This window comes from Nocardiopsis sp. iso_186 (assembly GCF_056173365.1).
In genome coordinates this window covers 3,708,144-3,721,864 of record NZ_CM149670.1, presented here as the reverse complement: position 1 = coordinate 3,721,864, position 13,721 = coordinate 3,708,144, and the positions used below count along the sequence as shown (strand labels likewise).

Here is a 13,721-nt window from a genome sequence, read left to right as displayed (position 1 = left end):
CGGGTCGCGCCCGTCGTCTCCGCCCTGCTGGAAAGGGGTGAGGGGCGAGGCCGCGACCGGCGCATACGGCTAAGCTTCTGTCCCGTGGCGATCCAGATCTCTCCCAGCATCCTCTCCGCCGACTTCGCGCACCTCGCCCAAGAGGCCGCGGCAGTCGCCGACTCGGCCGACTGGCTGCACGTCGATGTCATGGACAATCACTTCGTCCCCAACCTGACGCTGGGGCTGCCCATCGTGGAGTCCCTGCACAAGGCGGCGGCGCTGCCACTGGACTGCCATCTGATGATCGAGGACCCCGACCGCTGGGCTCCGGCCTACGCCGAGGCGGGCGCGGGCAGCGTCACCATTCACGCCGAGGCGGCCAAGTCCCCGGTGCGCACGCTGCGCGAGATCCGGCGCCTGGGCGCACGGGCGGGACTGGCGCTCAACCCGGCGACGCCGGTCGAGCCCTACGCCGACCTGTTCGGGGAACTGGACATGCTGTTGGTGATGTCGGTCGATCCGGGGTTCGGCGGCCAGAAGTTCCTGGACGTTGTGCTGCCCAAGATCCGACGGGCCCGTCAGCTGATCCGCAGCACCGACGCCGCTGTCTGGCTCCAAGTGGACGGCGGGGTGAGCGCGGAGACGATCGAGCGTTGCGCCGAGGCCGGAGCCGATGTCTTCGTGGCGGGCTCGGCGGTCTACGGCCAGGAGGATCCGGCCGCGGCCGTTGACGCGCTGCGCGCCCAGGCGGAGCGCGCGGCCGGCTGAGGGGGCGCGGTGACCTCGCCCGCCATCGGCCGGAGCAGGGATGCGTTCCCGCCCTTCCGCTGGATTGCGGACATTCGATTGTCGGGCCCTCGGGTGGAGCGGGAATACCCGCCCGTGGCACACTTGTTGACCAAGACGTACGAAAACGCGTGCTCCGGGGTCGGTGAAAGTCCGAACCGGCGGTTATAGTCCGCGACCCGGCCGAAGCCATCGGCCGGTTGAACCGGTGGGATTCCGGTACCGACGGTTAAAGTCCGGATGGGAGGCAGCGCGCGTGGGACCGGTGTGACCGAACCTTGTTCAAGGTGTCGGCGACACCACCCTCGATGGTTTCAGCCATCCCCACACCCCCGGAGCCGAACCAGGCAAAGGGGATGGCGCTCTCGTGTTCACCGGAATCGTTGAAGAGCTCGGCCGGGTCGTCTCGATCACGCCGGTCGGCGAGGCCGCAGGACAGGCCGCCAGACTGACGATCCACGGTCCCACCGTCACCTCCGACGCCGCCCACGGCGACTCCATCGCGGTCAACGGTGTCTGCCTGACCGTCACCGGGCATGAAGACGGCCACTTCAGCGCCGACGTCATGAAGGAGACCCTCGACCGATCCAGCCTCGGCGCCCTTGAGCCGGGATCCCCGGTCAACCTCGAACGGGCGGCGAAGGTCTCGGCCCGCCTGGGCGGCCACATCGTGCAGGGCCACGTGGACGGCACCGGCGTCATCACCGAGCGCGTCCCCGGAACCGACTGGGAGACGGTGCGTGTCTCCGTACCCCCCGCGCTTGCGCGCTACGTGGTGGAGAAGGGATCGATCACCGTCAACGGCGTGAGCCTCACGGTCGTCGAGGCGGGCGACGCCCATTTCACGGTCAGCCTCATCCCCACCACGCTGGACCTCACCACCCTGGGTGCCAAACCGGTCGGCGCGCCGGTCAACCTCGAAGTGGACGTCATCGCCAAATACGTCGAGCGTCTGCTCGGCCACCGGGCCGGAGACACCCGGTGAGCGGCACGGGGGCCTGGTGGCTGGAATGGGCCTACACGGGTTTCACCCTGTTCGGCGAACACGTCCGCTGGGCCGACCTGATCGGCAACATGGCAGCCCTGGCCACCGTCGCCTTCGCCATCCGCCGCAGCATTTGGACCTGGCCGGTGCAGCTGACCGGAACCGTGTTGTTGTTCGCGGTCTCCGTCAACGCCCTGCTGGTGGGCAACGCACTCAAGCAGGTCATGTTCGCGGTCCTGGCCGTCTACGGCTGGTATCGGTGGTCGCGCGGTATGCGCGGTGGCGCCGAACTGCCGGTTCGTCCCGCCACCACCCGAGAACGCCTCCTGTTGGCCGGCCTGCTGTCGGTGGGCACGGTGGCGGTGGCAACGGCTTTCAGCTACACGGGAATCTCCTGGTCGCCCTGGTTGGACGCCTTCATCTTCGTGGGGAGCGCCGTCGCGATGTTCGCGCAGAGCCGCGGACTCGTGGACTTCTGGGTGGTGTGGATCATCGTCAACCTGGTGGGGATCCCTCTCACCCTCATGGCGGGGTTGTGGGTCAGCGGCCTCGTCTACGGCGTCTTTTTCGTGCTCGCCGCCATCGGCATCCGCGACTGGACCCGCCGGTACCGAACCGATCAGGCCGCGGACCGCTCGTCCCGTCGGGTGACCGCATGAACCGTCCAGCCAGCCAGACCCCGCCAAGCAGCTTTCAAGGAGGACCCGTGAGCACGGTCGAGGACACCGGCCAGATCCAGTTGGACGACATCGACGCCGCGATCAAGGAGATCGCCGCCGGACACGCGGTCGTCGTCGTCAACGACGCCGACCGCGAGAACGAGGGCGATCTCATCTTCGCCGCGGAGGCCGCGACCCCCGAACTGCTGGCCTTCATGATCCGACACACCTCCGGGGTCGTCTGCGCGCCGATGCTCGGGGAGGACCTGGACCGCCTCAACCTGCCGCTCATGACGGCGACCAACGAAGACTCCATGCGCACCGCCTACACGGTCACCGTGGACGCGCGCTCGGGGGTGCACACCGGGATCTCCGCCGCCGACCGTGCCCACACGCTGCGACTGCTGGCCGACCCGGCCGGCGCCGTGGGCGACTTCACCCGCCCCGGACACGTCCTGCCGTTGCGCTACCGGCCGGGGGGTGTCCTGGCGCGTCGTGGCCACACCGAGGCCGCCGTCAACCTCGCCCGGCTCGCCGGCATGCGTCCCGCGGGAGTGATCGCCGAGGTGGTCAACGACGACGGGACCATGGCCCGCCTGCCGCGGTTGCGCGACTTCGCCGACGAACACGGGCTCAAATTGATCTCGGTCGAGCAACTGGTCGAGTACCGCCGCCGTACCGAGAAGCTCGTCGAACGCGTTGTGGAGACCCGTATCCCCAACCGTCACGGCGAATGGCGGGCGGTGGGCTACCGGGCCGAGATCGACGGGGCCGAGCACGTGGCACTCGTCCACGGCGACCTCGGAGACGGCGCGGACGTGTTGGTCCGGCTGCACTCGGAGTGCCTCACCGGTGACGCGTTCGGCTCCTACCGTTGCGACTGCGGCGAGCAGTTGGAGGCCGCCATGGCACGCATCGCCGAGGCGGGCCGTGGGGTGCTGGTCTACCTGCGCGGGCACGAGGGGAGGGGAATCGGCCTCCTGCACAAACTGGAGGCGTACCGACTCCAGGACGCCGGCTCCGACACCGTGGACGCCAACCTCGAACTCGGCCTGCCCGCCGACGCGCGCGAGTTCGGCACCGCGGCCCAGATCCTCACCGACCTGGGGGTCGGCTCGGTACGCCTGCTCAGCAACAACCCCGGCAAAGCCGAAGGACTGCACAGCAACGGGATCGAGGTCACCGAGCGGATCCAGATGCCCGCAGTCGTCACCGCCGACAACCTGCGTTACCTCATCACCAAGCGCGACCGTATGGGCCACGATCTGCCCGGTCTCGCCTCCTGACCGCATCTACCGAAGGGGCGCGTCCGGACGCGCCCCACGCACAGTGAGGACACGAACATGAGTGGAGCGGGGCGCCCCGACTACGTCGTCGAGGCGGAGGGCCTCACCCTGGGGATCGTCGCCACCCGGTGGAACGCCGACATCGTTGCCCCGATGCTGGAGCGGGCCCTGGCCGCGGCCAAGGAAGCCGGTGTCGTGGAGCCGACGGTGGTGCACGTCGCCGGCGCGGTCGAGATCCCCGTCGTCGCCCAGGAGCTGGCGCGGGGCCATGACGCGGTGGTCGCGCTGGGAGCGGTCATCCGGGGCGGGACCCCGCACTTCGAATACGTCTGCCAGTCCCTCACCCAGGGCCTCACCGACGTCGCCCTGCGCGAATCACGCCCCGTTGCCAACGGCGTGTTGACCTGTGACACCCTGGAACAGGCGCGTGAGCGAGCCGGTCTGCCGGGTAGCCACGAGGACAAGGGCTGGGAGGCGACCGTCGCCGCGCTGGACACCGCCCTGGTGCTGCGCGGACTGCGCGCCCGGCACGACTGAGGCTTCTACGCGTGATCCCGCCGGGTCCGGCGGGCAACGCGAGCGGGACGGGAAAGGCGGGCGATGGCGTGCCATCAAAAGACGTGAAGGACGGGGAGACAGTGAGCGGGCAGGGAAACGGGGCGCTGCGGTTGACGATGCGTCCGCGCAACGTCCGGTGGGTCGCCTACGGCCTGGCCGCGTTGATCTTCTTGACGCTCCTGGTGCTGGCGGTCATCATGCCCGGTGAGTGGGGCGTCCCCGACCGGGTGGCCCTGGTCGCCCTGGGCGCGGTCATGGCGGCGGGCCTGCACCTGCTGGCCCGGCCCCACCTGGAACTCACCGAGAACCGGGTCACCGTGGTCAACTCCATCCGCACCCACGTGCTGGTCTGGCCCGAGATCGTGGATGCGCGGATGCCGGTGGGGGAGCCCTGGCCCAGCATCGACCTGCTCGACGGTTCCACCCTGGCGGTGATGGCCATCCAGAGCAACGACGGCGACCGCGCCCGTGCCGACCTCGCCCGGTTCCAGGAACTGCTCCACCAGTACGGTGAGGCGGCAGAGCCGCGCCGTTGACCCACTGCCGCGGCGGACGGTGGCTTTCTGTGGCCGGAACGTCGATTTTTCGTCACTTTCGGTAAAAACAGGAGAACCGAATAGGTGGTCCGGGCGTCCTACAGTTATGGACGTCAAGAATCGACGTAGAAAGCACGTTCGACAGCAGCAGATGGACCGGGTGGCCGCACTGATCTGGTGCGTCGTCGTGGTTCTGGCGCTGTTGTCGCTGATCCTCGCCTGACCCGGCCACGTCCCGATCGGCGTTGGACGGAGCCCCGCCCCTCGGGCGGGAGCCCCGTCCGTCCAACACACACGGTGGTACGGATAGGTACGAAAGTACGATTCGGACCCGGTGTTTTTGGAGGATCCTGATCGTTCCCCCGGAGTCCTCAGGGCAATAGCCTGGCCACACAGCCAGGAAGGGGCCCGATGAACGGTGACGACTCCGCTGCCGACCGCACCGCACCCGTGGTTGACACCCCCGAGCACCTTGCCGAGCTGCTGGACGCCCAGGACTACCTCGCCGACGACGGGGCGGCCACCGCCTGCTTCCTGGCCCTGAAGATGGGCCGCCCCCTCTTCCTCGAAGGCGACGCCGGGGTCGGCAAGACCGAGCTCGCGAAGGCGCTCGCCCGTGCGCTGGGCGGCCCGCTCATCCGGTTGCAGTGCTACGAGGGCATCGACGCGGCCCAGGCCCTCTACGACTGGGACTACCCCCGCCAACTGCTCCACCTGCGCGCGGCCCAGGCCGCCGGGGTCGCCGAGGTGCAGCGCCTGGAATCCGGCCTCTACGACCGCCGCTTCCTCCTGGCGCGGCCACTGCTTCGCGCACTGGAGAGCGGCGGCGCAGCCCCCGCCGTCCTCCTCGTGGACGAGATCGACCGCGCCGACGACGAGTTCGAGGCGTTCCTGCTGGAGTTCCTGTCCGAGTTCCAGATCTCCATCCCGGAGCTGGGTACGATCCGCGCGGCCGTGCCGCCCGTGGTCGTCCTCACCTCCAACCGGACCAGGGAGGTCCACGACGCCCTCAAGCGCCGTTGCCTCTACCACTGGACGCCCCACCCCGGTTTTGAACGCGAGGCCGCCATCATCGCCCGCCGCCTTCCGGGAGCGGGGGAGCGGTTGAGCGAGCAGGTCGCGCGTGCGGCCCAGGCGATGCGCGACCCGGTCGAAGGGCTCGACCTGCTCAAACCGCCGGGGGTTGCCGAGAGTATCGACTTCACCGCGGCCCTGCTGGCCCTGGGGGCCCGCGAACTCGCCCCCGACTCCGCGGCCCGCGCCCTCGGTGCGCTGGTCAAGCACCGCGAGGACCAGGAGACGGTCAGCGGGCGGCTGTCCGCGCTGTTCAGCGGACAAACTGCCGGGAAGACGGGCTGACCGGTGCGTTCGCCGGCCACCGATCCCGACGTCACCGCCGTGATGCTGGGGTTCGTCCGGGCGCTGCGCGCGGCCGGCCTGCCCGCCGACACCGCCCGCGCGCAGGCGTTCCTGCGGGCGCTCGGCACTCTCGACGTCACCGATGCAACCGACGCCTACTGGGCGGGGCGTCTCACCCTGTGCGCGGGGGCAGCCGACCTGCCCGCCTACGACGCCTGCTTCGCGTACTACTTCGCCGGCGCTCCCCGACGACTCCCGGTCCCTCCGGGGCCGATGGAGGCGGTGCGCGCCCCCATGTGGCGCCCCGAGGCGCCCAAGGGCCCTCCGCCCGCCCGGGAGGAAGCAGAGCAGGCATCGGCGGCCAGCGACGTTGACGTGCTGCGCGCCAAGGATCTCGCGTCCCTCGACCCGGCCGAGCGCGCCGAGGTCGCCCGCCTGCTCGCGCTGCTGGCGACCCGTCGCGAACAGCGCAGGACCCACCGGATGGCGCCCGCTGCGCGTGGTCGGCTCGACTACGCCCGCACCATCCGGGCGACCCTGCGCAGCGGAGGCGAGCCGGTGCGCCTGTTGCACCGTTCCCGCACGACCAGGCCGCGCCGCGTGGTCCTCCTGATCGACGTCAGCGGCTCCATGGCGCCCTACGCCGACGCGCTGCTGCGCCTGGCGCATGCGGTGACCAGGGGCGACATTCGCAACACCGAGACCTTCAGTGTGGGGACCCGGCTGACCCGGCTCACGTCCGCGCTGCGCAACCGCCACGCCGACGCGGCGATGGCCGCGGCGGGCGCCGCCATCCCCGACTGGAGCGGGGGGACCCGGCTGGGCGCGGAACTCAAGGAGTTCCTCGACCTGCACGGACAACGAGGGATGGCGCGGGGGGCGCTGGTCGTCGTCGCCTCGGACGGGTGGGAGCGCGGCGACGCCGCGCTGTTGGGCGACCAGATGGCCCGACTGGCCAGGCTCGCCCACCGTGTGATCTGGGCGAACCCGCACAAGGCCCAGCCGGGCTACGCCCCGTTGGCCGCCGGAATGGCGGCCGCACTGCCCCACGTTGACGATTTCGTGTCGGGGCACAGCCTGGGCGCGTTGGAAGAGTTGGCCACCGCTGTTACAGGCGCCAGGACCGGGATAGGAGGAGCGTATGCGTGACATCCGCAGTGCCGTCGCCGAGCTCTTCGCGACAGGGGAGACGTTTGCACTGGCCACCGTGGTCAACGCCTACCACAGTGCCCCCAGAGAGGTGGGGGCCGCCATGGCGGTCAGCGCCTCCGGCGAGGTCGTGGGCAGTGTGTCGGGCGGCTGTGTCGAAGGGGCGGTCTACGAACTCGCCCGGGAGGTGATCGCCACCGGGAAGCCGGTGCGCCGGCGCTACGGCGTCAGCGACGACGAAGCGTTCTCCGTGGGACTCACCTGCGGCGGAACACTGCACATCCTGGTCGAGCCGATCGACCCGAGCCGCTACCCGAGCCTGGGCCACGTCATCGACGCCGTTGACGGCCACCGCCCGGTGGCGGTGGCCACCGTCGCCTCCGGTCCCGACCTGGGCGCGCGTCGTGTCATCTGGCCCGACCGGGGGGAAGGGGACCTGTCCACGGGACGGCTGGCCGACGCGGTCGACGACGACGCCCGCGGCCTGCTCGCCCAGGGGCGCACCGCGATCCTGCGCTACGGTGCCGACGGCCAACGGCGCGGCGACGAACTGGAGGTGTTCGTGCAGTCCTTCGCCCCGGCCGCCCGCATGCTCGTCTTCGGCGCGATCGACTTCGCCGCCGCGGTCGCCGACATCGGCGCCTACCTGGGCTACCGCGTCACCGTCTGCGATGCCCGGCCCGTCTTCGCCACCGCCAAGCGTTTCCCGCGCGCGGATGAGGTGGTGGTCAAGTGGCCGCACGTCTACCTCGGCGATATCGCCGAGGAGATCGACGAGCGCACCGCCATCTGCGTGCTCACCCACGACCCCAAGTTCGACGTCCCGGTCCTCAAGGCCGCACTGGCGACGGGGGCCGGCTACATCGGCGCGATGGGCAGCCGCCGCACCCACACCGACCGGCTGGCCCGGCTGCGCGAGGTCGGCGTCCCCGCCGACCAGCTCGCCCGACTGCGCTCACCGATCGGGCTCGACCTGGGGGCGCGCACCCCGGAGGAGACGGCCGTGTCCATCGCCGCGGAGCTCATCCAGACCCGCTGGGGAGGGAGTGGCCGTCCGCTCACCAGCGGTTCCGGGCCGATCCATCACACGCCGCTGATCCCCAGCACGGTCTGAGCCCCCGTGGCGACACGTCCGACGCATCCTTCCGGGGTGGCCGGCCTGCTGCTGGCGGCGGGCACGGGCAGCCGGTTGGGCACGCCCAAGGCCCTGGTCGAGTTGGCGGGGGAGCGTCTCGTTCACAGGGGGGTGCGCCTGCTGGGCGACGCCGGCTGCGCCCCCGTCCACGTGGTGACGGGGGCGGCGCGGGTGCCGGTGGTGGGAGCCCTGGAGGTGCACAACCCCGAATGGGCCACTGGCATGGGGTCCTCGCTGTGCGCGGGTCTGGCATCGCTGCCAGGCAGCGTGCCCGCCGTCGTGGTGGCGCTGGCCGACCAGCCTCTCATCACGTCCGCGGCCGTCCGCAGGCTGCTGGAGGCCCACGACCGAGGGGCGGAGGTCGCGGTCGCCGCCTACTCGGGCGCCCCGCGCAATCCCGTCCTGCTGGCGCGCGCGCACTGGCCGGGCGTGTGCGCACTGGCCCGCGGCGATACCGGGGCCCGTCCCTTCCTGCGCGCCAACCCCGAATTGGTCACCCGGGTGGAGTGCGCCGACGTCGCCGCCCCCGACGACATCGACACCCCGGAGGACCTGGCGAGGCTGCGGTCGGCCCTCGACGGCTCGGACAGTTGACCCGCGCGGCCGGCGCGCCGGTGCGGACGCACGGCGCCGGTCGTATCGGGGTCGAACCGGGTGACAGGCGCGATGCGGGGGTGTGACGGGTACGGGTCGGGACCGAGGAGCCCGCTCGGGCATCCTCAATTTTGATGAAGGACCCGTTCGGCCTCCCGGGGGCCCGGGCACCGGGCCGGGAGCGCCCGTGGGCAGGGGGCATTCCCGGCAGGGCCGGCCCCGGGGGCGGGCTTCGTGGGAGTGGCGTTTGTCTGCCTTGTGCGAAACAGGTGGCTTTTCGTGTCGGATGTTCTTTTCTCGACAAGTGAATGAAACGAGGGTTACCCGCTGGTAGAGTCCCTGGTCATCAAGGGTGCTCCCCGCGCACGCGGGGATGGTCCCGATTTCCTGAGCTCGGTCCAGGGTCAAGAAGTGTGCTCCCCGCGCACGCGGGGATGGTCCCGGCGAACCCCAGGACACCCGCGACGCCGCCGAGTGCTCCCCGCGCACGCGGGGATGCTCCCTCCCTCGTCGAGGCCGCGGCCTACCGCGCCTAGTGCTCTCCGCGCACGCGGGGATGGTCCCGCAAGGACGGCCCTCTCCACGGCCGTCTCCACGTGTTCCCCGCGTACGCGGGGAGGGGCCATTTTCATGGTTCTGGCCCTCTGGGCTGAGGTTTTTCGGGGGTGTTTTCGCGGAGTCGGCCCGTGGTGGACCCAATTTTTTCGGGTGCGCCCCTCACGACGCGGTTTGCTTCGTGGTCGTTGCTGTCGCTCCGGTGCGCGTACACGTTGAGCAGCATTTCTACGGATCGGCCGAGGCATTGGGCGGCATGGTGGGCGACGGTCCCAGGGTGAACGCCAACAAGGCGTAACCGTGGCGTAGGTGGAAGGGTACGCGGCCACCCCGCAGGCTTTCTTGTCGGTCAGGACCGCGCGGTTTGCTCTTGCCCGAGGCGCCTCGACACACTTTGCCCGATCGGAGACAGAGGGGGGATGTCAGTCTCAGGCCCAGCACCATCTGGAGACGAAGACCTGAATACCCCCTGTGGGCAGGGGTGACTGGCCAACCAGTACCGTTCACAATCCCAGGCGTGACAAAACCCCCGGAGAACCCCCGAGGGTTGTCGTCATCTAACGCGGGGCTAAACGCGTCCCGCTTTCACTTCAGCGAGAAACGCACTCCACGCCTCAACCGGTACCCCCACATGCCCAAGGCCCCGGTTCTGCGTGTCACGAACAAAAACTGCCTCCGCCGTTTCGGCAACCTCGACACAGTTCCCACCGTTGTTGCTGCTGTAGCTTGATTTGTGCCAATTATGAGTTGTGCTGTCCATAGTGATCGATCTGCTTTCGGAGTTCGGTCAACGTTTCGATAGATGACAAAGCTTCAGCCTGGAGCGTTCCGTAGATTAGATTGCAGCGTCTGACATCTCTTTCCTCTTCCAGGCATACTTCACCAACTGCGTGATCTACGAATGCCATCGGTGACTGCCCGATGAAAGCCATCGTTCGAAAACCACCGGCCATCCCACAATGAGCCTGCGACTCTTGCGTTACCATTTGTAGATTTATCAAGCCACTATCGACCAGATTTACGATATGTTCGATTTGGGCAAGCATCACCTTGCTTGAACCAATTGTACGCCTAATGGAATCTTCGCCGATGAGGAACCAGAGCAGAGGCTTGCCGCTGCCGGTGTCATGCATGACCTTCTTGCGCTCCATACGGGACTTGACGCGTTTTTCCAGGTCCTCACCCCGATCGGCCCACCGTTGGGCGGACATGAGGATGGACCGCGCGTAGTCCTCGATCTGGATGAGACCGGGGATCACGTGGGACTGGTAGTCCCTGATCTCTATGGCCTGCTGTTCGAGGAGCACGCTGTCCGCGAACCAGTCGCCGTTGCTGGCCTGCCTGTTGAGCGTATGCCAGAGGCGAGTGAGTTTTCCGTCTGTGCCCAACAGGTTGTCGAGCGCGGTGACGTGCGTCTCTGCCGGCCGACGAGTACCGCGCTGAATGTGGCTGATATGCGAGCGTACGACCTGGCACGCATCAGCGCACTGAGCTTGGGTTATCTTCGCTTGCAGCCGGAGTTTGCGGAACTCGTCTCCGAACTGCTTCCACACGGGCGACGGGGTATCAGCCATGGTTACATGACAGCACGTTGATGGCACGCCGGGGCACTTGGGGAGACATAACGTGGCTCTTTTGTAATAACGCTTGAGGTCACAGCCTTGCATGCGTCACGGTTGGGCACAGAGGGATTCCGCGAGTGCTTTTCGAGTAAGGAGGTCAAGGGTAATGAGTGTGGACATTCCCGAGGGCATTGACCTGTTGGTGACGGTAGTGCAGGTGATCCAGGGGGGAGAACCCGACGAATCGGGTGTCTCCTTCTCCGGGATGAGTTCACCGCTGCGAAAAGGGTACGGAAGACACTGTGCTTGTGCCGCCGCAGCTTTGCCTTATGACTTGTGGGAAGCGATCGAACGCCACGACCTGTATACCAGTGGCACAGATCTTTGGGTGCGTACTGTCTACCCCGATGACACCTTCCCCTTGCCCGAGGGCGCTGTCGTGGTCGAGTCCCACACGGTCGTCTGTGGCACGGATTGATGTGCCGGGGGGTTGCCGAGTGCGGTGGATCACGTCGCGGACGGTGTCCTGGTCGGCGGCGACCAGGCGAGCGATCGGCGGGGACGGTGTTGCCGCTGGAGGAGGCCAGGATGATCATCGCCTGCCGGTAGCGGACGCTGTTGGTGCTGCCCCGGCGGACGACGCGTTGGAGTTTTTGTCCCTCGGGTGGGGTGAGTCTGCGTGCTTAGACGGGTTCGGCCACCGGGTGCCTTCCAGGGTGGGGCGAGTTTTCACCTGCCACCCTGTCCGGCCTTAACGAACCCGGCGAACCTTTTCAGTCACCGCACTAGGGGGAGGGGACAGGCTGCGAGGGTGAGGATGGTCGCGGCCACGCGGTTGCAGCAGACGTGCTCGGCCTTGATGCCGGCCGGGCAGGTGCAGCCGTTGGCCACGACCTTGTAGGTGGTGGTGCCGTCAGAGCCGACGGCCTTGACGATGCGTCGGGCTCGGATGGCGACGATGCCTCCGTGAGCCCCGCTCACGCGGGGATGGTCTTGTGTGCCGGGACGAGGAAGCGGGCCGTTCCGGCCTTCGCCGTCACGGATGGCCGCCGGTGTCCACGGCTGCTCGGGTGCAGGTCGTCGCGTCCCACGAGACGTGGTTCCAGGGTGGTGGACAAGGACCTATGACCAGCGTTGACTACTCTGCGAGAGCTTACGAATGCCAAGAGTGGTTGATTGCGACCGTCGTAGATCGGAGCGCTATGCGCCGTGTCCTTGCCGTCCTCGCCCTGTCGTCCGCCGTCCTCGGGGGTGCGGCCCCGCCCGCTGTCGCCGGCGACGTGCCGATCAATATCCAGTCCCTCGTTTGCTCCCCGCTCGCCACGTTCGTCGCCGGCTCCACCGGGTCCGGCCTCGGATGCCCCATCGGCAGTCAAGACACGGAGGAGGCTCCGCTCCGGTAGGGCGGTCGGCCCGCGTCATCGTCGCATGTCACGATCGCGCGCCTGGTCTGTCGGGGGTGGAGTCCGCATCGGACTCCACCCCCGACAGGTTTCCCCGGGCGCGGAGGGAAGGTGCTTCGCTCTATGAATCTACGCCGTAAAGGTCGTGTAGTTCTGAAGAGGACTCTCAGACCGGCGGTGCGGTGGTGATCCCGTAGGTCGACTCCACTTGCTGCCCGGGCGCCAGGACGACGACGTCCTCACCGGTGGCGAACGCGTTGGGCGGGCAGGTCATGGGCTCCACCGCCAGATGGCGCCGGTTCTGCGGCCCCGGGCGGTCGGCGCTGAAGATCTGGATCCAGGAGTAGCTGTCGTCGCACCACAGGCCCACCCGGACCCCGTCGGCCTCCAGTACCGTCCAGATGCGTCCGTCCGCGGACGGGGTCAGGCCGGTGAAGGCGTTGTCCAGCACCACGTCGCCGAACCGGCGCGGGGTGCGGAAGTCGTACTCGGTGTCCGCCACCGGTCGGGGCGCGCCCGCGGGCAGCAGCCGCTCGTCGGTGGGCAGCCAGGAGTCCGCCGGCAGCAGCAGGACGGTCTCGTCCACGGGGCGCTGCATGGTGAGGAAGTTGTGCGTGGCGTTGCCGTAGGGGGCGTTGTGCTCCCCGGTGTTGCGCGCCGTGATCCGGACGTCCATCCCCAGTTCGGCGTCGAGGGTGTAGCGCACCGACAGTTCCAGCCGGAACGGGTAGCCGGGAGCGCCGTCGAGCAGGAGGGTGAACAGGACCGATGCGGTGCCGGCCTCGGCGGTTTCCCAGAGCAGGGTCCGGGTGAGCCCGTGGATCGCGTTGTCCAGCGCGGGCTCGTTCACCGCCAACTGGTAGTCGGTGCCTTCGAAGGAGTAGCGGCCCCGGTCGATCCGGTTGGGCCAGGGAATCAGCACCTGCCCCTGGGACAACTGCGGTTCCCCTTCGGGGTAGCCCCAGATCAGGTCGCGTCCCTGCGCCTTCAGGGTGCGCAGCGCAGCACCGAGGGGATCCACTGTGGCCCGGTACTCTCCGGCCTCCAGCACGATCACGTCGTTGTTCTTCTCGCCCATGACCACCACCGTTCTAGGCCCGCGGAAAGCGGACCACCGGCGATGATAACCCGTGCGCCCCCGCCCGGGCCGGGAAAGGTCCTGCCCGGGCGAG

The 13,721-nt window shown here is 68.7% G+C and carries 15 protein-coding genes, 1 pseudogene and 1 riboswitch; of the genes and pseudogenes, 11 read left to right on the top strand and 5 right to left on the bottom strand.

Features of this window, described 5'->3' with window-relative positions; all coding sequences use genetic code 11:
* Nucleotides 1–84 precede the first annotated feature (84 nt).
* The 10 genes from rpe (at nt 85) to AC0VYP_RS16290 (ending at nt 9,029) form a co-directional block, all read left to right on the top strand.
* Nucleotides 85–750, top strand: a complete 666-nt coding sequence (gene rpe / locus AC0VYP_RS16335) for a ribulose-phosphate 3-epimerase (RefSeq protein WP_285756881.1) — start codon at nt 85–87, stop codon at nt 748–750.
* Between the two features lie 145 nt (nt 751–895).
* Nucleotides 896–1,026: riboswitch (FMN riboswitch) on the top strand.
* Between the two features lie 109 nt (nt 1,027–1,135).
* Entirely contained in the window at nt 1,136–1,753 is a 618-nt protein-coding gene (locus tag AC0VYP_RS16330; protein WP_475470547.1) for a riboflavin synthase, read from the top strand.
* The gene (gene pnuC / locus AC0VYP_RS16325) at nt 1,750–2,412 is read left to right on the top strand and encodes a nicotinamide riboside transporter PnuC (RefSeq protein WP_475470545.1); all 663 of its coding nucleotides are present in this window, start codon (nt 1,750–1,752) and stop codon (nt 2,410–2,412) included. The genes AC0VYP_RS16330 and pnuC overlap by 4 nt, the downstream gene beginning before the upstream one ends.
* Nucleotides 2,409–3,698, top strand: a complete 1,290-nt coding sequence (locus tag AC0VYP_RS16320; RefSeq protein ID WP_475470543.1) for a bifunctional 3,4-dihydroxy-2-butanone-4-phosphate synthase/GTP cyclohydrolase II — start codon at nt 2,409–2,411, stop codon at nt 3,696–3,698. The genes pnuC and AC0VYP_RS16320 overlap by 4 nt, the downstream gene beginning before the upstream one ends.
* Nucleotides 3,699–3,755: 57 nt before the next feature.
* Nucleotides 3,756–4,235 carry a 6,7-dimethyl-8-ribityllumazine synthase gene (ribH, locus tag AC0VYP_RS16315; RefSeq protein ID WP_285756877.1) on the top strand — a complete coding sequence of 160 codons (480 nt, stop codon included), beginning with the start codon at nt 3,756–3,758 and terminating at the stop codon, nt 4,233–4,235.
* Between the two features lie 137 nt (nt 4,236–4,372).
* Nucleotides 4,373–4,792: a PH domain-containing protein gene (locus AC0VYP_RS16310; protein ID WP_285757845.1), complete on the top strand. Its 420-nt coding sequence runs from the start codon at nt 4,373–4,375 to the stop codon at nt 4,790–4,792.
* 411 nt (nt 4,793–5,203) lie between these two features.
* On the top strand, nt 5,204–6,151 hold the full coding sequence (locus AC0VYP_RS16305; RefSeq protein WP_475470542.1) for an AAA family ATPase: 948 nt from the start codon (nt 5,204–5,206) through the stop codon (nt 6,149–6,151).
* A gap of 3 nt (nt 6,152–6,154) precedes the next feature.
* On the top strand, nt 6,155–7,300 hold the full coding sequence (locus AC0VYP_RS16300) for a vWA domain-containing protein (protein ID WP_475470540.1): 1,146 nt from the start codon (nt 6,155–6,157) through the stop codon (nt 7,298–7,300).
* Nucleotides 7,293–8,414: an XdhC family protein gene (locus tag AC0VYP_RS16295; RefSeq protein WP_475470539.1), complete on the top strand. Its 1,122-nt coding sequence runs from the start codon at nt 7,293–7,295 to the stop codon at nt 8,412–8,414. The genes AC0VYP_RS16300 and AC0VYP_RS16295 overlap by 8 nt, the downstream gene beginning before the upstream one ends.
* A 6-nt stretch (nt 8,415–8,420) precedes the next feature.
* On the top strand, nt 8,421–9,029 hold the full coding sequence (locus AC0VYP_RS16290; RefSeq protein WP_475470537.1) for a nucleotidyltransferase family protein: 609 nt from the start codon (nt 8,421–8,423) through the stop codon (nt 9,027–9,029).
* A 1,123-nt stretch (nt 9,030–10,152) separates the two neighbouring features.
* Here AC0VYP_RS16290 and AC0VYP_RS16285 read toward each other — a convergent pair.
* Nucleotides 10,153–10,344 (bottom strand): DUF397 domain-containing protein, encoded by a 192-nt coding sequence (locus AC0VYP_RS16285; protein ID WP_475470536.1) that lies wholly within the window; start codon nt 10,342–10,344, stop codon nt 10,153–10,155.
* On the bottom strand, nt 10,325–11,158 hold the full coding sequence (locus AC0VYP_RS16280) for a helix-turn-helix domain-containing protein (protein ID WP_475470534.1): 834 nt from the start codon (nt 11,156–11,158) through the stop codon (nt 10,325–10,327). The genes AC0VYP_RS16285 and AC0VYP_RS16280 overlap by 20 nt, the downstream gene beginning before the upstream one ends.
* Nucleotides 11,159–11,312: 154 nt before the next feature.
* Here AC0VYP_RS16280 and AC0VYP_RS16275 point away from each other — a divergent pair, with 154 nt between their 5' ends.
* Entirely contained in the window at nt 11,313–11,624 is a 312-nt protein-coding gene (locus AC0VYP_RS16275; protein ID WP_475474371.1) for a hypothetical protein, read from the top strand.
* A 24-nt stretch (nt 11,625–11,648) separates the two neighbouring features.
* Here the strand turns inward: AC0VYP_RS16275 and AC0VYP_RS16270 are convergent.
* The 3 genes and pseudogenes from AC0VYP_RS16270 to AC0VYP_RS16260 form a co-directional block, all read right to left on the bottom strand.
* Nucleotides 11,649–11,847, bottom strand: a pseudogene (locus AC0VYP_RS16270) (IS630 family transposase); the annotation flags it as partial.
* Between the two features lie 76 nt (nt 11,848–11,923).
* Nucleotides 11,924–12,127 carry a hypothetical protein gene (locus tag AC0VYP_RS16265; protein WP_475470532.1) on the bottom strand — a complete coding sequence of 68 codons (204 nt, stop codon included), beginning with the start codon at nt 12,125–12,127 and terminating at the stop codon, nt 11,924–11,926.
* A 588-nt stretch (nt 12,128–12,715) separates the two neighbouring features.
* Nucleotides 12,716–13,627, bottom strand: a complete 912-nt coding sequence (locus tag AC0VYP_RS16260) for an aldose 1-epimerase family protein (protein ID WP_475470531.1) — start codon at nt 13,625–13,627, stop codon at nt 12,716–12,718.
* Nucleotides 13,628–13,721 lie beyond the last annotated feature (94 nt).

Bases quoted from the DNA above. Each gene is read 5' to 3' on its own strand.
- AC0VYP_RS16320 (WP_475470543.1), top strand. From the start codon at position 2,409: ATGAACCGTCCAGCCAGCCAGACCCCGCCAAGCAGCTTTCAAGGAGGA.
- ribH (WP_285756877.1), top strand. From the start codon at position 3,756: ATGAGTGGAGCGGGGCGCCCCGACTACGTCGTCGAGGCGGAGGGCCTC.
- AC0VYP_RS16310 (WP_285757845.1), top strand. From the start codon at position 4,373: ATGCGTCCGCGCAACGTCCGGTGGGTCGCCTACGGCCTGGCCGCGTTG.
- AC0VYP_RS16305 (WP_475470542.1), top strand. From the start codon at position 5,204: ATGAACGGTGACGACTCCGCTGCCGACCGCACCGCACCCGTGGTTGAC.
- AC0VYP_RS16295 (WP_475470539.1), top strand. From the start codon at position 7,293: ATGCGTGACATCCGCAGTGCCGTCGCCGAGCTCTTCGCGACAGGGGAG.
- AC0VYP_RS16285 (WP_475470536.1), bottom strand. From the start codon at position 10,344: ATGGACAGCACAACTCATAATTGGCACAAATCAAGCTACAGCAGCAAC.
- AC0VYP_RS16280 (WP_475470534.1), bottom strand. From the start codon at position 11,158: ATGGCTGATACCCCGTCGCCCGTGTGGAAGCAGTTCGGAGACGAGTTC.
- AC0VYP_RS16275 (WP_475474371.1), top strand. From the start codon at position 11,313: ATGAGTGTGGACATTCCCGAGGGCATTGACCTGTTGGTGACGGTAGTG.
- AC0VYP_RS16260 (WP_475470531.1), bottom strand. From the start codon at position 13,627: ATGGGCGAGAAGAACAACGACGTGATCGTGCTGGAGGCCGGAGAGTAC.